27 protein-coding genes and 1 pseudogene are annotated in these 19,687 nt (G+C 55.5%); 13 read left to right on the top strand and 15 right to left on the bottom strand.

Annotation, left to right across the window (positions count from 1 at the left end):
- Positions 1-378: 378 nt before the first annotated feature.
- The 7 genes from CLU91_RS27655 to CLU91_RS27620 all read left to right on the top strand — a co-directional run bounded on the left by CLU91_RS27655 (position 379) and on the right by CLU91_RS27620 (position 4,501).
- Complete coding sequence (locus tag CLU91_RS27655; RefSeq protein ID WP_100877133.1) at positions 379-1,053, top strand: tyrosine-type recombinase/integrase; 675 nt, start codon at positions 379-381, stop codon at positions 1,051-1,053.
- 528 nt (positions 1,054-1,581) lie between these two features.
- Positions 1,582-1,836 (top strand): hypothetical protein, encoded by a 255-nt coding sequence (locus tag CLU91_RS27645; protein ID WP_100877118.1) that lies wholly within the window; start codon positions 1,582-1,584, stop codon positions 1,834-1,836.
- Positions 1,837-1,870: 34 nt separating this feature from the next.
- Positions 1,871-2,113 carry a hypothetical protein gene (locus tag CLU91_RS27640; RefSeq protein WP_076572340.1) on the top strand — a complete coding sequence of 81 codons (243 nt, stop codon included), beginning with the start codon at positions 1,871-1,873 and terminating at the stop codon, positions 2,111-2,113.
- 12 nt (positions 2,114-2,125) lie between these two features.
- Positions 2,126-2,473, top strand: a complete 348-nt coding sequence (locus tag CLU91_RS27635; RefSeq protein WP_100877117.1) for a hypothetical protein — start codon at positions 2,126-2,128, stop codon at positions 2,471-2,473.
- A 15-nt stretch (positions 2,474-2,488) separates the two neighbouring features.
- Complete coding sequence (locus tag CLU91_RS27630) at positions 2,489-2,761, top strand: hypothetical protein (protein WP_100877116.1); 273 nt, start codon at positions 2,489-2,491, stop codon at positions 2,759-2,761.
- Between the two features lie 96 nt (positions 2,762-2,857).
- Positions 2,858-3,247 (top strand): hypothetical protein, encoded by a 390-nt coding sequence (locus CLU91_RS27625; protein WP_100877115.1) that lies wholly within the window; start codon positions 2,858-2,860, stop codon positions 3,245-3,247.
- A gap of 339 nt (positions 3,248-3,586) precedes the next feature.
- Positions 3,587-4,501: a toll/interleukin-1 receptor domain-containing protein gene (locus CLU91_RS27620; protein ID WP_100877132.1), complete on the top strand. Its 915-nt coding sequence runs from the start codon at positions 3,587-3,589 to the stop codon at positions 4,499-4,501.
- A gap of 6 nt (positions 4,502-4,507) precedes the next feature.
- Here CLU91_RS27620 and CLU91_RS28150 read toward each other — a convergent pair whose 3' ends face one another.
- Entirely contained in the window at positions 4,508-5,248 is a 741-nt protein-coding gene (locus CLU91_RS28150) for a hypothetical protein (RefSeq protein ID WP_157814875.1), read from the bottom strand.
- 42 nt (positions 5,249-5,290) lie between these two features.
- Here CLU91_RS28150 and CLU91_RS27605 point away from each other — a divergent pair, with 42 nt between their 5' ends.
- The 6 genes from CLU91_RS27605 (at position 5,291) to CLU91_RS27585 (ending at position 7,650) form a co-directional block, all read left to right on the top strand.
- Positions 5,291-5,470: a hypothetical protein gene (locus CLU91_RS27605; RefSeq protein ID WP_100877112.1), complete on the top strand. Its 180-nt coding sequence runs from the start codon at positions 5,291-5,293 to the stop codon at positions 5,468-5,470.
- A 205-nt stretch (positions 5,471-5,675) separates the two neighbouring features.
- Entirely contained in the window at positions 5,676-5,948 is a 273-nt protein-coding gene (locus CLU91_RS27600; RefSeq protein ID WP_100877111.1) for a hypothetical protein, read from the top strand.
- 11 nt (positions 5,949-5,959) lie between these two features.
- Entirely contained in the window at positions 5,960-6,226 is a 267-nt protein-coding gene (locus CLU91_RS27595) for a hypothetical protein (protein WP_100877110.1), read from the top strand.
- Positions 6,227-6,267: 41 nt separating this feature from the next.
- Positions 6,268-6,600, top strand: a complete 333-nt coding sequence (locus CLU91_RS27590) for a hypothetical protein (protein ID WP_157814874.1) — start codon at positions 6,268-6,270, stop codon at positions 6,598-6,600.
- 58 nt (positions 6,601-6,658) lie between these two features.
- On the top strand, positions 6,659-6,955 hold the full coding sequence (locus CLU91_RS28145; RefSeq protein WP_157814873.1) for a hypothetical protein: 297 nt from the start codon (positions 6,659-6,661) through the stop codon (positions 6,953-6,955).
- Positions 6,956-7,452: 497 nt separating this feature from the next.
- Positions 7,453-7,650, top strand: coding sequence for a hypothetical protein (locus tag CLU91_RS27585; protein ID WP_100877108.1), 198 nt, complete (start codon positions 7,453-7,455; stop codon positions 7,648-7,650).
- Positions 7,651-7,715: 65 nt separating this feature from the next.
- On the opposite strand, the pseudogene CLU91_RS27580 reads toward CLU91_RS27585, so the two are convergent.
- The 14 genes and pseudogenes from CLU91_RS27580 to CLU91_RS27515 all read right to left on the bottom strand — a co-directional run bounded on the left by CLU91_RS27580 (position 7,716) and on the right by CLU91_RS27515 (position 19,678).
- Positions 7,716-8,803: pseudogene (locus tag CLU91_RS27580) on the bottom strand (IS3 family transposase).
- Positions 8,804-8,933: 130 nt separating this feature from the next.
- Complete coding sequence (gene flhA / locus CLU91_RS27575) at positions 8,934-10,979, bottom strand: flagellar biosynthesis protein FlhA (RefSeq protein WP_100877107.1); 2,046 nt, start codon at positions 10,977-10,979, stop codon at positions 8,934-8,936.
- Positions 10,979-12,064, bottom strand: coding sequence for an EscU/YscU/HrcU family type III secretion system export apparatus switch protein (locus tag CLU91_RS27570; protein WP_100877106.1), 1,086 nt, complete (start codon positions 12,062-12,064; stop codon positions 10,979-10,981). The genes flhA and CLU91_RS27570 overlap by 1 nt, the downstream gene beginning before the upstream one ends.
- Positions 12,065-12,829: a flagellar biosynthetic protein FliR gene (locus CLU91_RS27565; RefSeq protein ID WP_100877105.1), complete on the bottom strand. Its 765-nt coding sequence runs from the start codon at positions 12,827-12,829 to the stop codon at positions 12,065-12,067.
- Between the two features lie 18 nt (positions 12,830-12,847).
- Positions 12,848-13,114, bottom strand: coding sequence for a flagellar biosynthesis protein FliQ (gene fliQ / locus CLU91_RS27560; RefSeq protein ID WP_100877104.1), 267 nt, complete (start codon positions 13,112-13,114; stop codon positions 12,848-12,850).
- A complete protein-coding gene (locus CLU91_RS27555; protein WP_100877103.1) occupies positions 13,111-14,277 on the bottom strand; it encodes a tetratricopeptide repeat protein in 1,167 nt (388 codons plus the stop codon). Before CLU91_RS27555 ends, fliQ begins: the two co-directional genes overlap by 4 nt.
- Before the next feature lie 80 nt (positions 14,278-14,357).
- Positions 14,358-14,732: a hypothetical protein gene (locus CLU91_RS27550; protein WP_100877102.1), complete on the bottom strand. Its 375-nt coding sequence runs from the start codon at positions 14,730-14,732 to the stop codon at positions 14,358-14,360.
- A 39-nt stretch (positions 14,733-14,771) separates the two neighbouring features.
- On the bottom strand, positions 14,772-15,359 hold the full coding sequence (locus CLU91_RS27545) for a hypothetical protein (protein ID WP_100877101.1): 588 nt from the start codon (positions 15,357-15,359) through the stop codon (positions 14,772-14,774).
- 57 nt (positions 15,360-15,416) lie between these two features.
- Positions 15,417-16,172, bottom strand: coding sequence for a sigma-70 family RNA polymerase sigma factor (locus tag CLU91_RS27540; RefSeq protein ID WP_157814872.1), 756 nt, complete (start codon positions 16,170-16,172; stop codon positions 15,417-15,419).
- A gap of 8 nt (positions 16,173-16,180) precedes the next feature.
- The gene (gene fliP, locus CLU91_RS27535; protein ID WP_100877099.1) at positions 16,181-16,963 is read right to left on the bottom strand and encodes a flagellar type III secretion system pore protein FliP; all 783 of its coding nucleotides are present in this window, start codon (positions 16,961-16,963) and stop codon (positions 16,181-16,183) included.
- Positions 16,953-17,339 carry a flagellar biosynthetic protein FliO gene (locus CLU91_RS27530; RefSeq protein WP_100877098.1) on the bottom strand — a complete coding sequence of 129 codons (387 nt, stop codon included), beginning with the start codon at positions 17,337-17,339 and terminating at the stop codon, positions 16,953-16,955. Before CLU91_RS27530 ends, fliP begins: the two co-directional genes overlap by 11 nt.
- Positions 17,336-17,683 (bottom strand): FliM/FliN family flagellar motor switch protein, encoded by a 348-nt coding sequence (locus CLU91_RS27525; protein ID WP_100877097.1) that lies wholly within the window; start codon positions 17,681-17,683, stop codon positions 17,336-17,338. Before CLU91_RS27525 ends, CLU91_RS27530 begins: the two co-directional genes overlap by 4 nt.
- 31 nt (positions 17,684-17,714) lie before the next feature.
- Positions 17,715-18,374: a FliM/FliN family flagellar motor switch protein gene (locus CLU91_RS27520; protein ID WP_157814871.1), complete on the bottom strand. Its 660-nt coding sequence runs from the start codon at positions 18,372-18,374 to the stop codon at positions 17,715-17,717.
- A gap of 113 nt (positions 18,375-18,487) precedes the next feature.
- Positions 18,488-19,678, bottom strand: coding sequence for a flagellar hook-basal body complex protein (locus CLU91_RS27515; RefSeq protein WP_100877095.1), 1,191 nt, complete (start codon positions 19,676-19,678; stop codon positions 18,488-18,490).
- Positions 19,679-19,687 lie beyond the last annotated feature (9 nt).

Here is a 19,687-nt window from a genome sequence, read left to right as displayed (position 1 = left end):
GACGCGTTAAATATTGATATCGTAACGGATAAAGACACTTCTGTGCCGCTTTTATCGCGTTCTGTTTCAATAAGATGGCCCTCCTTGTGTAGCCTGGCTCTCGGGGGAAGTGCAGTACCGAGCCAGCACGAGCGGCAGACGCACTGGTAATGGACGATGCACCGACATGTTGCACGCCATCTGGTTGGCCGCCAGCAACTCGCGTGCCGCCTAAGCCTCGTTGGTCTAGAGGTCTTTCAGTTACGATTAGAGGTGCTCGATCAGTTGTCCCAGCTTTTCCTCGGACATGAGGAAACATGCGGTGGTACACTAGAAAAAGAGCCTCAACGGTTCTCACTCTGAATGCAGCACGTTTCGACACCTATTCAGAGGATCAATATGGCACAAGCCACTGTCTTACGTCCGGGCCAGTACCGGCACTTACTCCGCGTCACAGCAGCCATCAGTCGCGATCCCGAACGCGATACTCTCGTCCTGTTGTTAGGGATCATGTGCGGTATGAGGGTGAGCGAAATCGCACAAATTGAAGTTCAGGATGTGCTGTTTCCATCCGGGGCGATTCGGCAAGAAGTATCACTTCGGGCAGCTATCACGAAGGGATGCCGCCAGCGCTGCATCTATCCCACGAACCGGGCGCTCATCAAGGCGTTGGAATCCTACCTAACCTACCGGTTAGAACGGCGTTGGCGCATGAGTGACGACCCCCTGCGTTATCGCGGCCTACGGCCCGATAGCGCTTTGGTGCTAACCTTCAAGGGCTTCAAATACAGTATGAATCGAAAGCGCCGGATCAACCAAGCGGGCGAGCAAGTCGATTACGCAGCCTGTGACGCCTTGCAAGCCCATGTGACTAAGTTGTACCGGGACGCGGGCATTAATGGAGGCAGCAGTCATTCTGGCCGGCGCACGATGGCATCCCGGTTACTAGGACAGGGACATTCACTGGAAACGCTTCAGCTCTTGCTGGGGCATGCCGATCTGGACCACGTTGATCCATATCTTGAGGTAGATAACAAAAAGCTGCGGCAGGCTTTCATAGACGTGCTACCATAATTTTATGGAGTACAAAAATTGCTCTACTCTCCCAAATTTATGGAGTACATTATTAATTATGGAATTTGTTCCAAAAAAGCCCGGTCGTCCACCGATTGCACCTGAAAAACGCCGTAGCGCGAGATTGCAGATAAGGGTTTTTCCAGATATCGCCGAGAAAGCGGCACGGGTTGGAACCGCTGCCGTTGAGGAAGCTATCCGTAAGATAAAAGAGCCAAAATAGGAAACGGATGCGTGCTTATTATCTCTATGGCCTTGTGCCCTCTGTGCTGGTGTTGATCACGGCCTGCGATCCGAACGCAAAGCCGGAGTACGGCAACACTGGGCTGCCAAAGAACTGCCGAGCTTACGTCCAAGTCGTCATCAACGATTATAAGGCCAAGCGACACACGGCCGATGAAGCGATGGCAGGACTCGAAAGAAATTGCGGCGAGCACGGTACCTCGTGGTCCACGCAATAACTAAGGAAAAAACTTGGCGTCGGCTCGGCGCCCCGATCCGGCCGGATGCCGATTGAGGAAGAATACGATGGCTAACCTAAACAACACTAGCGTTTCTTTTGTCAGTCGGTTGAAATACGCTGCCGCCCTATTCACCTTCGGGATGGTTGGCACTGCGGCGGTGATTTGGTTTAACCGCTGGCTTATCGAATCGATGAATGTGCCACCGACGAACTTAGTTGCTGGGATCGCCGTTGTCGGAATGTTCGTCGGCACAATTGCCGTAACGATAATGGTATTGATTGGCAAATTCGACCAGTCGATCACGGCTCTGGACCGATAACCTGCGCTTACCGAGGAAAAGATCTGTGACAACGATGATCGACAACATGGCCGCAGCGCGGCGCTGGCGTGAACAGTGGGGCTATATCGGCCGTGGTGGCGTCGTTGTGTTGCTGGATGGCGAAGTTCAAAGCTGGGTGAATCAGCTTCGCAACCCTGAGCATTGGCAACCAGGCTGCATCGCAGTCGATGAGGAAGGCAAAAGCTGGACTACCATTGCTGGCGATCAGCGTGATGGTGCGCTGATGTGGTTGCCGAACGATCCGATCCCGAATTGAAGGAATATATCCATGACGAACTTGGTGGAAATCAATGGTCACTGTAATGAATCGCCACTTGCGCTGACTCCGGTATCCGAGCAGGGTATTCGAGCGCTGTTCGAAGGATTGGCGGCGGTCCACGATACTTTGGTTTTTAGTGCCCCTGCAAAAGCTGCAATCGCGATTACGCCAAGTCTTTTTTCGTTATTGGTGCAGTACTGCGGCGCTGATCCCCGATTTGATAGAGTAATGGCTAATACCTGGCCGATGGAGTATCGAACCATGCAGGATCATCACATACGCACTGACGAGGAGCAGTTTGAGGTTCGGAGCAAGACCAAACAGTCGATATTCTCGCGGCTCCTGGGTAGGTCTTAAATTCAAGGAAAAGAAATGAAGACGAAACGCTTCCACACGCCGGAAATCTGGCACATCATCAACTGCTTGATGGTCGCCGTCGCTATGACGTTCATGGCAGTACATGCTTACCCGCTGCTGGTCAAGGTTGCGTCACCGCTCGATAGCATTCCCCTGCCGCCGGCGTTGCTTGGTCTTAAACTGAGTAGTGCCATCATCGGCGGATTTTTCGTCTCTGCCGTTTCAGCGGTTCCTAAGATCGCTCGTGGACTGGCCCCCGACTGGAAGATGTTCACCCGCGTACACTAACAAAACCGGAAAACGCCCAGCAGCACTTGCGGCCGCACTTGATGCGGCCTCTTGCATTGAGAAGGCCAGCGCCGTGCTGGCCAACGAGGAAAAGCCATGAAATTGACCCAGGAAAAATTCGAGCAGATCGTGAATGCGCTGGTGGACCAGTTGAACGCCAAGCATGCGCATGTGCAGACGATCACACCAGGTGATTCGGGGCAGCCGTTCCACCTCGGCTATGCTGTCGCCGCCGACGCGCTGCACGCTGCGCTGCAAGCGCACGGCGCGGCCGTGGTGAGCGTGGTCGATGTTGACCACCTTTGGAATCTGCGAGAGGCGTTCGCAAAGAGCGTGCAAGAAATTGTGGACCAGATGGCAGCTATTCCTAAAAATGGTATCGTGGTTTCGCAAGAGCGTTGGGACCAGCTTTTTGGCGCCTGGGATCAGGCGAACAAGCGCTTGCAGGAAGTCGGCCAAGCGCTGGTAAAAGCACACGGACTATAACCCACCGGAAAACGCGCCCTGGTGGCGCCCGACAGTCCGGCCGGAAGCCGGCGAGGAATAATCAGTGGTGAAACAATTATTCGTAGCAATCAATATTTGCGCGGCAATTTCAGCATTCGCGGCATCGCTGTACTGGTACAAAGCATCTAGGTCTTCTCTTCCTAGTGTCGATAAACAAACAGGAAGGCCATCTGCTCCCATTAGTATGCACGCTATGAATGCTGAGATCGTGGAGGCATCCCGGTTGAATAAGGTCGCGTCGATCTGGAGTGGTGTTGCGGCATTTCTTGGTGGAATGTCGCTATTGTTTAGCGCATTCGATTGATCGAAAGGAAAAACGTGAAAACTAGTGTCTTTATTTCGTACGCCTGGACGCACGACGCGCACCGTGCATGGGTAAGGCTCCTGGCGATTCAATTACGATTGCTCGGCTACACTGTGCAAATCGATTCAGCCGTGGATTACGGTTCCAGCTTGAGCAACTTCATGCGTGAATTAGCAGCAGCTGATCGGGTACTGATGATTGTTGACGAAAATTACGTTGAACGCGCAGATAACCGCCCTATCTCAGGAGTAGCGATCGAGAACCGCTGGATTCGAGAAGTACTTACCGATATGCCCGAGTCTTGGCTTTCTGTTCTCTTCGTAGACAACGCGCACCATAGGTTGCCTGCATGGCTGGCTGACAAACGGCCGAAGGGATTCGACTTCAATTCAAGGCCAGACTTTGATCAGTTTACTGGAATCGAACAACTCGATGATCTCTGGCGTTGGATTGAGAAACTTCCCGCGGACAAGCAACATGCGCTGTCGCCAGCTGTCGTACTTGAACGGAGGGCACGGCTTGAACGGATCGATGCCATGCGCGATCCGGCGAATTATGCAAATCCGGCGCTCGGAGGTCGGGTAACGTTCCAGCACAACGACCACCCACACTACTCCGTGGGGTATGGGGAATATAAATTTAACGTCGTGGTCGACAGTTGTAGCAGCGATTCAGTTTATGTACTTGTCGACGGCGGTTTGAAGGCAGTCGGACTCATCACCAGCCCCGACTTCGATATCGCCGCCATTGGAACGTTTTTGAGGCCCGGGCGAGCTGTGACGCCAGTTGTCGGACAAAAAGTCGTACTGATGAATGAGGCTGGAGCGCTGTGTGTTCTCACAATAGACGCAGTTCAGTATGAGATCAATAACGCGACCTACACCCCAGCTTCAGTAACATTTACCTATGAAATCTTGGCGGGACGATAAACGCCTTTAACGCCACTGGGTTGCAAGGACTAGGATGAAGATCTCGAAGTCGGCAGCTAAGAAAATGATACCGGCGTACAGTGACTTGGTGCCGACCAGCACCCCGAATCTGGCCGACAGCCAGCATGTCTCGGAAAACACGGTGAGGCAGCGAACTGGTTCAAACAGGGCCGTAAGTTGATTCGTCACTGGGCCGACGCCAACCGCGTTTGGCTTGGCAACTAATAAAAGGGAAAAGAAATGATCACAGCAAGACGCAAATCGGATGGCAGTTTCGAAATCGAAAATGGCCATATGAGGCTCAAGGTTCAGCTGCGGGTTCATGGTAAGGCGGAGGTCGTGGATTCGGCGACTGGTAAGACCTTCCACGTCCACGAGCTTGACGGTCGCATGATCGCATTGTCCGAGGATAGCCAAGCCAATGTGGAGGATCTTGCGAACGCTGCGATCAATCGCGCTCGGGGCTAAGGAAAAGTGGCCATGAACTACAAGCTTGCACCTGGCGTCGCCTACTGCATCGGCTGCGGTTGCCAGGATCATCACGCATGCGAAAATGGCTGTTGGTGGCTTAGAGTAGATTATGAGGTCGCCTCCGGCGTATGCAGCGAGTGTGAAAAGCACGTCAACCGTTGGGATGCTGGTGAGCGCTGGCGTAATACTCAAGCTCCGGCTGACATCGCCGGTCAGAACATCGCACATGTCGTTCAGGAACGAATTGCTGGCCGGCTTGACGGCGAGCAGTTTCAACAAACCTTGCAAGCACTCAATGGTATGAGTAAAGAGGAATAGATGAAGTTTGATTTAGGAATTGTGCAGCTGGAAGTTGGTGCGGGCGGGGAAACCGAAGTGCAATACAACGTCACGTTGGTAATGGTAAAGGCAGCGTTGGCGGAAGCTCGCCGGTTGAAGCTGAGCATCGCTGAATCCGACATGCACAAGCTGCTCCAAGCTGCACTCAAGGCAGAATAGGAGAAGGATGAACAGGTTCCGAAAATGGTGGGGAGATGAAAAGCCCACCTCATTTTATGACTACTTAGGTGAACCTTATCAGCCGGCGCATTGGTCAGCACGTCTGATACGATCCTGTGCAAAGTTCTGCGCTAAAGAATGGAAGTGGTTGGTGGGAAGCGCAATTGCTATCGTCGGGTTGATTGTAAAAGTACACTGGAGCTGAATGATGACTGATATGGATCCCCAGTTCATCCGTGAGCGCGAAGCCTGGTACAAAGCCGGGGCGGGTGCAGTAGCTGCACAATCAGGCGTTGGAATGCTGGTGATCAGCGCCGTAATGGGGCTGGTGACGGCGATATGGAAACTTGACGCCTCTGAGGCTGTGGTCACGACCGGCTTGATGTGTCTAGGATGGACCGCGGCTTCGAATGGCATTGTTGTACTGGGGGCACGCAAAAAGGCCCGACGTGGTGGAGTCGAAGTTGATAGATACTAAGGAATACCCAGATGATGCTGATCGCCCATGAGTCGATGGAGCAAGCACGGGAATCGGCAGTAATTCTTGTGAGGCTCGGATCGCCTGCTCGCAAGCTTCTGGCCGAAGCGGTCGAAGCGACTGGTGTAAAGCGCAAGCAGCTCTCTAAAACCGCGAAGGATCTGGAGACCGCTGGTTTTCTGTTTGTACGCGATAGCGGGAACCTCTGGGAGTCGCAATTTGAATTGATGCCAACGCTTGCTGGCGAACAGGCGCTTGAAGTACTTGATGAACAATAGGGAATAGTATGTTGATAAGTGTCTATCGTATGGATGAGACCATGCAAACTAAGTTGGTAGGAGAGACGGAAGTCGACGCGTTGCGCTTGACGATTATGGCCGAGTCGAGAGAAGCCGAGGCGCGGAAGCGCGGACGGGTTTGGACTGAAGGTGCGGTTCCCTTCTTCGCCGAAGAGCTGATCGCGGCCGCAAAAGCGAAAAAACCGACGACTGAAATCGAGATGCATGCTGCTAATGCAGCAATGGCAGCTTGGTTGTGCGATTCGATTTACAACGGCGTGACAGCGAACATTTTTATCCAATCCGATATTGTGTTCACGCTGCTTTCAAACGGTGCAGTGAAGTACGACCGTCTTCCTGCCACGAAGGTCTAGGAAAACGCGCCCAGGGGCGCCCGTATGCTGGCCGGCCGCTGGCGCCAAAGGAATGTCCATGACCTATAAGATTACGAAGGCCGTACTCCAAAAAGTAAATTCCGCTGCGTGCAGCGATCCACTTTTCAAAACTTTGGACGAGCATCAGGCACGTATGGCTAGTGATCCAGCAATACGCCGACGTCGTGCAGAATCATGGAAAGCAATGATTCGTGGCATGGCGCCTGAGTGGGTGATCGGGTTGGTATTTAATTCGGTGCTTTGGGCCTCTTCCGCTGGATTTGTATCACCGGAATTCTCGTTCGCAGGATGGGTAATTAGCTGCCTGATCGTTGCTGCAGCTTTCCACCCATAACATCAAGGAAATCGCCCCACAGCAGCACCCACGGCCGCGCACGACGCGGCCTGGTGCATCGAGATAGCCGGCACTGTGTTGGCCAGTGAGGAAATTATGAAAGAAATTAGGATCGAACCACCGCTCGAAACATCGACACGAGGCGGCATGCTAGCAGTCGTGGAATACTTTCGACCAGGTGATGCCGTAGACCGTTTTCGCGGCACGGTCGCGATTGACGAATTCGGCACGCAGAGGGAGGTACTGTGGGGTTCGGGTGGCATATGCCGGGATTCGCACGAGAGCTTCAATTTAACAAAGGATTCTCCAGGATTTGTGATGCTGCGCGCACGATTTATCCGCATTTAAGAATTCGCGCCCAGGTGGCGCCCGCTTGCTGGCCGCTGGCGCCATGGATGGAGTAAGGGCCGGACACAATGTGTGGTAGACGAGGAAAAATGCGCCTTGGTGGCGCACATGCCCCACCGGCAGGCGATATAACTTAGAGGAGAACGGAGATGGGTGACTGGTCAGAGTATTTCGAGGACTTCCCAGAAGAGAATCAGGCAAACTACTTTGGGGATAGATTTGATCCTGTGGGCGCCAAGGCGCAGCATCAGGCACAGCAAAAATCGGCACTAAAATTGAGGAATGAGCAGCAACAACTCGATGCCGAAATTGCAGCCATCGTTCAGAAGCATAAACCGGTAGCGTGACTACGGAAGTTGCGCTAGTTCGCCCCGGTACCCCCCCCATTTTTAGAACGCTCTAAAAGTAGAGGTTAAGCGGCCAAGGCAAGTTTCTGTTTTGGTGTGATGCCGCCAAGTGCCATGTTGGGCCGGTCGTGATTGTAAGTCCACAGCCAGCGGGTTGCAAAATCCTGGATCTCATCGAGCGTTTCAAACAGGTGATGGGCCAACCAATCGTAGCGCACCGTGCGGTTATAGCGCTCGACATAAGCATTCTGCTGCGGCTGGCCAGGCTGGATGAAGTCGATGCGAATGCCGCGCTTGGCGGCCCAGGCCAGCGTCACGGTGCTGATGTACTCCGGGCCGTTATCGCAGCGAATGACCTAGGGTTTGCCACGCCATTCGATGATCCTGTCGAGGGACCGGATGACGCGTTCGGATGGCAATGAGAAATCAACCTCGATGCCGAGCCCCTCACGATTGTAGTCGTCGATCACGTTGAACAATCGGATGCTTCTGCCGTCGGCCAGTTGGTCATGCATGAAGTCAATCGACCAGGTCTCGTTAATCTGTGCAGGTACGGCCAGCGGCAGCGGCTTTTCCCGCACCAGCCGATGGCGTGGCTTGATTCGAAGGTTCAGTTCCAGCTCGCGATAGATCCGGTAGACACGCTTGTGGTTCCATTTAAAACCCTTCACGTTGCGCAAATACAGGAAGCACAGGCCGAAGCCCCAATTGCGCTGGTTGTTGGTCAGGCGTACCAGCCAGTCAGCCACAACAGCGTTTTCCGCGTCGAGCTTGGCGCGATAGCGATAGCAGGTCTGGCTAATGCCAAATGCCTGACAGGCCAGTCCTATGGTGGCTGAACGCTGGGCCACGGCCCATTGCGCCATCTCCCGCCGCTGAGATGGCGCTACCATTTTTTTGTCAGAGCCTCCGCGACGATCTCGGCTTTCAAGCGCTCCTCGGCATACATCTTCTTCAGGCGCCGGTTTTCGTCCTCCAGTTCCTTCATGCGGGCCATCAGCGAGGCGTCCATGCCGCCGAACTTGGAGCGCCATTTGCAGAACGTGGCATTGCTGATGCCATGCTCGCGGCACAGCTCAGGGACTGGTGAGCCGCCCTCGGCTTGCTTGAGGAAGGCGATAATCTGGCTATCGGTAAAACGGGACGTCTTCATGCAGAACTTTCAAAAAATCTAAGTTTGGAAAATTCTACTTTTTTTAACGCGATCATTTGGTGGGGGGGATTACCAGTAAACTCGTGGCGATTCAATCCGCACCTATGCACTTGCACGGCATGCCTCGTTCTTACAAACTGACAGTACCATAGGCCTTTAAATTCACTGTATTGGGGATCTCCGCCATCGACAGGACACGCATATGCGGAATCACCCGCTCGGACAAGGCACGGACATGGCGCCGCAAATCGGGGGAGCACAACAACACCGGCAACATGTTCGCCTTCATCATGCGTTCGGACTGAGCTGCCAGACGCGTCAGCAGCTGTTCCGCATACTTGGGCTCCACCACCAGTGTGCTACCCAATTCGGCGCCGCGCACGCTTTGCATCAAGCTCTGCTCGATGGTAGGATCCAATGTCAGCACATTGAGTGCGGCGGTGTCACCAAGCAGCGATTGACAGATGGCCGATCCAAGCTTCTGACGCACCAGCTCGGTTAGATAGCTCAGGTCTTTGCTGTTTTTGCCCATATCGATCAAGGTTTCCAGTATGCCTTCCAGATTGCGGATCGAAACCTTCTCCCTGAGCAGATTTTGCAAAACCTTCTGGACCTCACCAACCGACATGACGGTCGGAATCAGCTCTTCGACCATGCCCGGCTGCTGTTGCCGCACACGTTGCAACAGCCGTTCGGTTTCCGCGCGGGTCAGCAACATGGCTGACTGCTGCTTCAGCACCTCACTCAAATGCGTGATGAACACCGTGCTGGCGTCGACCAGCGTGTAGCGGGAAACGCGCGCAAATTCCTTCTCGCTATCCTCGATCCATACTGCGGGCAGGCCATATGTAGGCTCGCGCGTTTCGATACCCCTCAGCGGCCGCGCTTCTCCCCCCGAATGAATGGCCAAGGTACGCTCGCTCATGATCTCGCCACGCCCGGCAGGCACACCGAATACCTGCAGCTCATACGCATTGGCCGATAAATGCGCAGCGGCGCGAAATCGCACGCGCGGCAACACCATGCCCGACTCCAGCGCATATTGCTTGCGTATTGCCGCGATACGCTCCATGAAAACCGTTTTCTCGCCATCGACCAGCGGTGACAGACTCGCACCGACCAACACTTCGATCGGCTCCACTTTCAACATCTCGTAGGCATCCTGGTCGTCCGCCTCCTTATGCTCGGACTTGTCTAGATCAACCTTGCCTGCTTCGCCTTGACCACGCTTGTGCACCAGGACGGCGGCCAGCAGCAACACGGCAATAATCGACAGCACCGGCAGTACTGGAATGCCGGGTAAAAAAATCAAAATGCACAGGGCAGCGGCCACCACCAGCAACGTTTTCGGAAAGGAGGTCAGCTGCCGCAGCACTTCCGCACTCAGATTTCCGTCCGAAGCGGAGCGGGTCACAATAATGCCGGTTCCAACTGCGATTACCAGCGCCGGCACCTGCGTCACGATCCCGTCGCCGACTGTCAATAAGGTAAAGGTTTGCAATGCCTGGTCCCAGCGCATACCCATCTGCATGACACCGATCACCAAGCCGCCAATGATATTGATCAATAGGATGACAATGCCAGCGATCGCGTCTCCTTTGACGAATTTACTGGCGCCATCCATCGCCCCATAAAACCCCGTTTCCTTCTCCAGCGTCTTGCGCCGCCGCTTGGCCTCCTCTTGATCGATGAAACCCATGTTCAGGTCGGCATCGATACTCATTTGCTGGCCAGGCATGCTGTCAAGGGTAAAGCGCGCTGCTACTTCCGATACGCGCTGCGCACCATTCGTCACGACGACATACTGCACCACTACCAGAATCAGGAAAACGATCAGTCCGATCACATAATTGCCGCCCACGACATAAGCGCCGATTGAAGCGATCACGCGGCCCGCATCAGCATCGGACAGGATCAAGCGCGTCGCGGCGACATTGAGCGACAGGCGGAATAGCGTGGCGATCAGCAGCAGCGAGGGGAAGGTGGAAAACTCCACAGGCCGGCTGATATAGAACGTCAGCAACAAGATCAGCAGAGCAAAACTGACGTTGGTGAGGATCAGGAAATCAAGCACAGCCGACGGTATTGGCACAAATAGTACCGTCAATATGCCCACTACCAGTAACACCATGACCAGGTCCGCGTTGCTGCTAAAAATACGACGTAGAGCCGACATCAAACTACCTTTCCAGAAGCACGCCTTGCATCGCGCATTGTATAAACCCAAATCATGATCTTGGCGATTTGCGGATATAGTTTCTCAGGCACAAAACCTTCTTCGCCCACATCTCGAAACAATATCCGCGCCAACATTTTATTTTGCACTACAGGAATATTATGGCGCCCCGCCAGCTCCCGCATACGTCGCGCCATCTCGCCAGCCCCCTTAGCCACCACCTGTGGTGCGCTGGACTTTCCATGCTGATAACGTAAGGCCACTGCCAGCCGGGTTGGGTTGGTAATCAGTACATCGGCCGACGGCACGTTCGCCAGTCCCTTGCTACGTTTCAATACTTCTTTACGTAACTCGCGGATGCGTGCACGGATACGTGGATCTCCCTCGCGATTCTTCGACTCGTCCTTGACATCGCGTTTGCTCATGCGCATGCGCTTGGCAAATTCCCAGCGGGTGAATCCAAAATCGACCAAGCCAATGAACAACAGCGTCAGTACCAGCTTGACCAGCAACGTTCCAATCAAGGCGATCAGCATGCGCGAGTAAGCCTTGGCATCGAGCGATGGCAACCCTATCAGGCCCGGGATGGTGTCCCGCACCAAGAAGTACGCTACCGTTCCAAGAATGGCCAGCTTGATCAGGCTCTTGGCCGTCTCAAACAGGGTACGCATGGAAAATACGCGCTTCAGGCCAGTCGCCGGGTTGAGCCGGTTCAAATCCGGAATCAGGGGATGAAAACTGAATATCGGACCAGTCTGAAATAGATTGATCAAAACCGCCACGACGGCCAAGGTCAGGAACAACGTCCCCATGATGCTCAGCATATCTGTCAGTAACTGGCCGATCCAGGCAGCCATGCCATCAACGCTCCAGTCCGCTTGATTGCCATGGGCCAAAATTTTTTTCTGCAGCAAACCAATGCGTTGCCACGCATCCCAGCCGCTGCCATAGATCGTCACCACCACCGCGGCCAGCATGGCCAGGGCATTCAGGTCATTGCTACGTGGAACAGAACCCTTCTTGCGCGCCTCATCCAGCTTGTGTGGGGTAGCCTGTTCCGATAAATCCGCGTCTTGACTGGACATTTAAGTCAGCACCTGTTCCCAATAAGTAAAAATCGAACTATAGACGCGCCCCATGGCCGGCCCCATCGAACCAACGGTCAGGGCCAGCACCGCCACACCGGTAAAAATCTTCACAGGGACCCCAACCACGAATACATTCATTTGCGGCAACACACGTGAGACCACTGCCAGTGCTGTCTCTGCCAGCAGCAAGCAAAAAATGACTGGAATGATCAGTGCCACGCCCAGAGAAAACATCACACCAAACTGGCGTATCACGGCGTCGAGCGCAAAACCGGCAAAGCCGCCTCCTGGCGCAGTGGCCTGTAGAGAAAAGGCCAGTCCGCGCAGCAGTGCATGATGGCCATCCATGCCGAAAAACACAGCCACAGCAAGCAGATTGAGCATGCTCGCAAACAAGGGGGCGCTGGTACGTGCCACGGGGTCATACACATTACCGATACCGAAGCCGCTCTGGATATCCAATATCTTGCCTGCCAGAGAAAATGCGCCGAAGGCAGCGAAGACGCCAAACGCCAACGTCGCACCATTGGCCACCTCGGCCATGGCAGCCAGCACCACCGGTCCCATCGCCAGTGGCGCATTGGACGGCTGGACATGTAGACCAGCCACCAACATCACGCTCAACGCCAGCGTAAATAGCACGCGCACCGTCACCATGCCGGTCAGGCTGGAGAAAATGGGCGTCATCACCAGCACGACACCGATCCGCAGCGCTGTGTAGAAGACGGCCATGAACCATGCCGGATCGATATCGACAACCATAAGGCAAATCCGGATGTATTAAAAATAGGTGGGTATATTGCTGATCAAAGTGACTGAAAAAGCAATCAGCCGCTTCAGCATCCACGGTCCGCACACCACCAGAACGACCACAGCAGCGATAATTTTGGGAATGAAAGTGAGCGATGCTTCCTGCACCTGTGTCACCACTTGCACCACGCTGACCAGCAAACCGACTGCCAGCGTTACCGCCAGCAACGGTGCGGAAATCAGCACGGCATTCCACAATACGTCGGCCAGCAGTTGCAGCGCCAGGTCAGGCCTCAACCGCCGCTCCTTGCATTTTGTTGCACAACACCCTGCACCACTTTTCCCAGGTCATCATCAAATACACCCTTCTGGGAAGAAAGCAATTTGAAAGCCAGCTGGCGGAATGCGAGAGGATCGACCGTATCACCGGCCAGTATCATCTGGGCATAGCGGGCAGACAAACCGCGGGGATCCAGTCCCACGGCCCGTTCGATGCTCTTCGCAGCCTGGTCCCGCTCACCCAGTTTCGCCTGGACCACAGCCAGTGCCCCATGACTTTCGCCAAAATTGCGGTCCATTGCCAGTGCCTGTTCGAATACCTGCTGTGCACCCGCCAGGTCATGCTCGAACAGCCGGCACCAGCCGAGCAAATGCCAGCTGCCGATATGCGACGGTAAAAACTTGACCGCTTGTTCCAGGTGCGCACGTGCCGCGCTCAGATCGTTAACGAGCAGGCTACTCATGCCAAGCCCGGCCCAGCTGCGCCCCTCTTGCGGATGTCGTGCAATGACTTGTCCGAAACGCTCCACCGCGGCAGCTGTATCGAACCGTGCCAGTGCCATCGAGCCGCCTACCATCAGTGCCTCGAGCGGCGGCATGGGATCGGCCAGAGCGGCCAGGCTCAGGCGTTCAGCCTGGGCCGCATCGCCAGCGTCCATGTAGACCAGGCTGGCCACCGACAGGAAGCGGTGGTCGGTGCCGCAATGCGATTCCTGGGCCACGATCAACGCCACCGCCTCATCCATCCTGCCAGCATGATGCAGCACACGCAACAGCAAGGTCACCGCCTCTGGCCAGATGCCGGCGGCCAAGCCGAAAGGCGCAAGCGCCTGCGCTGCGTCGGCATAGCGCGCCAACCAAAAATAGCAATATGCCAGGTTATAGGCCAGACGCATGTCGGCATGAACCGCGAGCAAGGGAGCAAACACGACAGCGGCGTCATTCCAGCGCTGCTGCGCCATCAGCACATTGCCGCGCAGCGACTGGAAAACAGCATCCTCCGGAAACCGCGCTAACGCCGCGTCGGCATGGCCAGCGGCTGTCTCCAGTCGGCCCAGTTCCAGACATTGATCGATTACCGTCGCCAACAGGTTGCGATTGCCGGGATCCGATTTCAAATATTGTTCGGTGCGTTCAAGCCGGCTGGCCGCCTCTGTCAGATTACTTGGTTCTGGCTGCATAGGGTGTCAAATCTCATTCAAAAAACCAGGACCATCCTGGTCAAACATCAAACATAGGGGGCGCTTCATTGCACCGTCCGCTACCCTCCGGCCAGCAAATGGCCTATGGCGCTCTGTATCATGACCGCGCTGGCGGCATCATTCTCCATGGCCGACTGGATATCATCAAGCACCTGATAAAACTTCGGATCGTGCGCCAATGCTTCGCCGAAATGCGCCAACAGCACAGCCTCGAGGAATACCCGGAAAGCCTTGCGGCCACGCTGCGGGTCATCCTGTGCGATCTGCTTCACACGCTGTTGAATCAGGCCGCTCAACTTGTGCGCCACGTAATCGTCCTTGGCCACTTTGCGGGGTGCAATGCGTCCTTTGCGTTCCCGCACGGACGCCGCACCGCCCAGTTGCGCCTGGATCAGCGTGACGAGTTGAGTAACCGAAGCAATCGACGATGCCATGTCAGTCCATATCAAGTGAGATGATCACGCTGCGCATCGTCAATGGCTTTGATTACCGGTATAGGCAGACAGCAAAATACTGCGCTCCCCCTCACCAATTTCGGCCGCTTTCGATGCTGCCGATGGCGCAGCCGCGCGCAGAATAGCGATCTCACCCAGGACTTTTTGCATATCACCATTGAGTGCAGGATTACTTTGATTCAAGCCGATACCCTGCCTTAACGAATCTTCTGCCTCAGCCAATTCCTCGCGTATCAGGTATTGCAAGCCGCGCCCGAAGTGATGTAACGGATCCTGCGGACCCACGGCATCCAATCCAGCGAGTACTTCAGCAGCGCGGGCGCTGTCATTTCCCGCCAGCCACAGCAAGCCGAGTTGTAGCCGTGCCACAGACAGAGCAGGATCCAGGGCCAGCGCAGCTTCCATTTCGTCAATAGCCCTCGTATACATCTTAATTTGCGCGTATTCGGCACCCAGCATGTAATGCGCGGCGGCGCTGCCATCGGGGCGCAAGACGGCTTCTTTCAGATAGCCAATCGCAGCGCCCGAATCACCGGCAGCGCTGGCATTCAAGGCCAGTTGCAGCAATTCGGCTTGGTCAAGCATGGACAAGGTCGCACTAGTCATAATGGAATCCGATTCAAGTTTATTTTTTCACGTACAAGTAATAGGGCAATGCCGACGCTAACAATATAAATCCAGGCCATCACGCTTTCGCAAGGCCTCGCGCAGATTCCCCAGGGCCTCCTTGTGTATTTGCGCCACCCGCCCGCGCGACACACCAAGTATCTGTGCAATTTCCTCGAAAGCAACTTGCTGCAGATAATGATACGTAATCACTTGGCGCTGCTTGCCCTGCAATTGGACCAGCGCCACTTGAATGCTCTCTTTTAACTGCATCAGCTCAATGCCATGATACGTATTGTCCTGATAATGGGTGCCAGTATCAGAATACATGCCAGTATCATCGAGTGCAAACCCCACGGCCAATCCGATCGCCATTTCGGCAAGCTGCGCAAACAACGCAGCAGGATCGGCCGGATATGGCGCGGTGCCGCGCAGTGTCTCGACGCGATCGGCAACAATGCGTTTGCGCGCTACGATCTGCTCCTGCACCTCGCTGAACGATCGCAAACCATCCAGTACCGCGCCGTTGATGCGTTTTGCGGCAAATGTTTCAAACTTGACGCCACGCGCACTATCAAATCGGTCGACCGCTTCCAACAGCCCAAGACGTGCGTATTGCACGTAGTCTGCAAACTCGGCATTAACATCATGGCGCCCCGCGTACAGCTTGGCTGCCATGATGCGTGCAAAGCGCAAATAATGCGCCACGATGCGGTTGCGCAGCTCACCATCGCGACTATCCTGGAACCTACGCCACAACAGCGCCATGTCAGCATTGCTGGCGACCACCTCCGGTTGCAGGGCGCAGTCCACGCAGCGTCCTAGGAAAAAGTGCCCAACAACGCACGTACGACCAGATTCCAGCCATCAATCAGTACGAACATCAGAATCTTGAGCGGCAGCGAGATCGAAGCAGGCGGCACCATCATCATGCCAAGTGACATCAGCGCGCTCGATACGATCAGGTCGATCAGCAGAAACGGCAGAAAAATCACAAAGCCGATCTGGAATGCCGAACGCAATTCCGACAGCATGAACGCCGGAATCAGCTGCACCATGCTGATATCGTCGATCACCTTGGGCGCCTCAGCCTTGGATAGCTCGACCATCAGCGCCAGGTCCTGCTCACGCGTCTGGCGCACCATGAACTCGCGCAATGGCAACACGGCACGCCCGGCGGCGGCCTCGGTGCTGAGCGTGCCAGCGATGTACGGCTGCAGCGCCCTGCTATTGACCTCCTGCAAGGCTGGCGACATGGTGAAAAAAGTCAAGAACAGCGCCAGACTGATAATCACGGTATTGGGCGGCGTTTCCGGCATGCCCAATGCGTGACGCAACATGGACAGGACAATCACGATACGGATGAACGAGGTCATCGACATCAGGATCGCTGGCGCCAGGCTCAGTACCGTCAAGCCAAGTAAAATCTTGATTGCTGAAGAGACATCGGCCGGGGTGCCTCCCCCTTCGGCCAGGCGTACCTGCAAGCCCGGCAGCACAAGCGCCGGTTCCGCCACGCCACCAGCCCATGCCGTCGCCATCCCGCCACAGACAGCGCCCAATAGAATTCCCAGCAAGAGGCACTGACGCAACTTAAGGCGCATCACTAACCTCCCGGCCGCCAAGTGGTGCATCCACCACGATCGTATCGATACATGTGATGCCATGCTCACCTTGCGCGAGCAAATGCTGCTTGCCACCGAATTCGACCACGGAAATCAGCGAACGAGGCCCCAAACGGCGCGTTTCCAGTACACGCAGCAGCGCCGGTGCACCCTTCGCCCGCATGCTCAGCTTCAGGCGCTTGCGAACCAACACCACCGCGCCAATTGCCAGCAGCGAGACCAGCAACACTGCCATCCCACCCGAGCCAGCCAGGCTGGCTGTCTCGGCATCGCGTTTGAAGGGAATCGTCTGCGTCGCCTGCGCCGCCCCCCCATACCATGAGCACGCCAGCGCTACGATGATGCCCCGTCTCATGCGTGGGCAACCTTTGCCAGCTCACTGATGCGAACGCCAAAATGGTCATCCACCACCACAAGCTGGCCGCGCGCGACGACATTACCATTCACGACGATATCGATCGGATAATCCGCCTTGCGGTCCGTCTTCAGCACCGAAGCTTCCTTCAGCTCCATCAATTCGCCAACCGTGGTCTGGACTTCCCCGACCATGACGTTCAAGTTCACCTTAACGCTATCGAGCAATCCCAGGTTCCCGGCGAAAATAGCCGGCCCTGCCGGGGACGGCTCCTTGAATTCGGATAATTCCACGACCTGGGCTTGCGCTACGGCGGTGCCATTACTGTTTGATGTACTGCTCATTCCACTACTCCATGCTCATTCATGCACATTGTTAATCACGCCGAACAACTTCAAGCGCCACTTTTTGGTCCGCGAGACCGAGGTATGCATCGAACAATGCGTCCCCTCCCGGGCCCATGACTGTCAGCGGCCGGTCCGCCAGCGTATCGAGCCGGATCACGTCGCCGACCCCAAGCAACATCAGGCTGCCAAGCCCTACCTCGGCACGGCCGATTTCCAGCGGCAAACTCAGAGGGATGTTACGCAAGGCGTGCAGGTAGTTCACGGCGGCAAGCGGCGCCAGGCGTCCGGCTGCGTGTCCCATCTGCTGTGTGATACGCGATACGGCCGCCTGGCTAACAATCACATACATACTTTGCTTGCCAAGACCAAGCCTTAACGCCACCACACCTGCTCCGCGCAACCAGGCTTCTGCTGGCGGTGCCAGTGGCGTACCGCCCTGCGCTATACCACTCAACGACTCGAACAAGGCCTCGCTGGCCGCATCGGCAGCTTCGTCCGCCATCCCGGTTGGCGACGCTTGCAAAGGCTCCGCCACACCAAGTGGAAACATCGCGTGACGTAGCTGCAAGTTCCACTCAGGTGTACAGGCGCACCACCAGGTCTCGTCGCCGCGGCTGTGCACGGCACGCCACGAGGCGTCGGGGCAGACAGCTTGCGCTTCCCAGGCGCGCTTGCAATCGAAGTCCATACTGGATGTTGGTATACCCCACGCAGTACACCAGTCCTCTGCCACACGACGCAAGGGCCCAGCTACTGCGTCCAGCACAGTATCGGATACCAGCAAATACGGCTGCACTTGCATCAACGGCGCCCTTTCATGTCGAACAATTCCTGGATCATGTCATTTGCCGTGCTGATCACGTGGGACGACGCCTGGTAGCCGCGTTGCATCAGGATCAAATTACTGAATTCCTCGGCAAGATCAACGTTGGAGCCTTCACGGTGGCCCGGCGCGAGCTTGCCATAGGCATCGACGCCGGCATAGCCGTACTGGACCGGGAGTTGCGCCGCGGCGGAAAATGCACCACCGCCAACCTGTACCAAGTCACCCAAGGCATGAAAATTGGCCAACGCCAGGCGCGGACCTTTCGCCGTCTGATTATTGGAATAGCGAATCGATAGCGTGCCGTCGGCGCCTATTCCCTGTTCAGTCATGCTGCCCGCCAAGTAGCCATCCTGGGACACCAGGCTCAGACTACTGGGGGTGGGAAAGGAGTTCACGTTGCTGGTAAAGTCGAGCTTGACGTCGAAGGCCGGCACGGTGGCTGAACTATATGCAAAGGTCACCACATCGAATCCAGGCAGCAGGAAACCGGAATTGAATTTCAGCTCGCCTGTGCCGACTGCCGTTCCTGTCGCGACATCGTTGACGGTGACTTTGAAATTTCCACCGCCCTGATCCTTGAAGATCAGATTGACGGTATGACTAGCTCCGGCAGCATCGATGATGTTCAATCCGGTCATTGTCGCATCGATGGCGGGCGTGGCCACGGTACTGGTCAGGTTGCCGCTGATTTTGATCGTGCTCGTTGCCTTGGGTGGATTGCGCGTCAGTGTCCCAAGCTGGACATCACCGAGCTTGCCGCTGCTGTCGAGAGCCTGGACATGGTCGCCACTGGTATTGACGAGAATATCCTGAGCATTGAACTGGAAATCGCCGGCACGGGAGTACAGCAGTTTGTCCTCGCGGCGGATAACAAACATGCCATTTCCGTCAATCTTCACATCAAGTGGATTGCCCGTACCCTGATCAATGCCCGTCTTGAAGTTGATCTGCGCGCCCAAGGTATTCAAGCCGACGCCACGCGATCCGCCCCCCCCGCCGTCCTTTGCGTGCGCAGTGCTGCTGCCCTTGTCGAACAGGTCAGAAAACTGCGGCTGCGAGCTCTTGAAGCCCGGCGTATTGACATTGGCCAGGTTGTTTCCCACTACGCGCAATCCCTGCGAATAGCCCAGCAGCCCGGAAGTGCCGATCAACAACGTATCAAGCATGGTGTTTTC

This window comes from Janthinobacterium sp. 64 (assembly GCF_002813325.1).
Lineage (GTDB): Bacteria > Pseudomonadota > Gammaproteobacteria > Burkholderiales > Burkholderiaceae_D > Janthinobacterium.
This window is presented reverse-complemented; position numbering and strand designations above follow the sequence as displayed.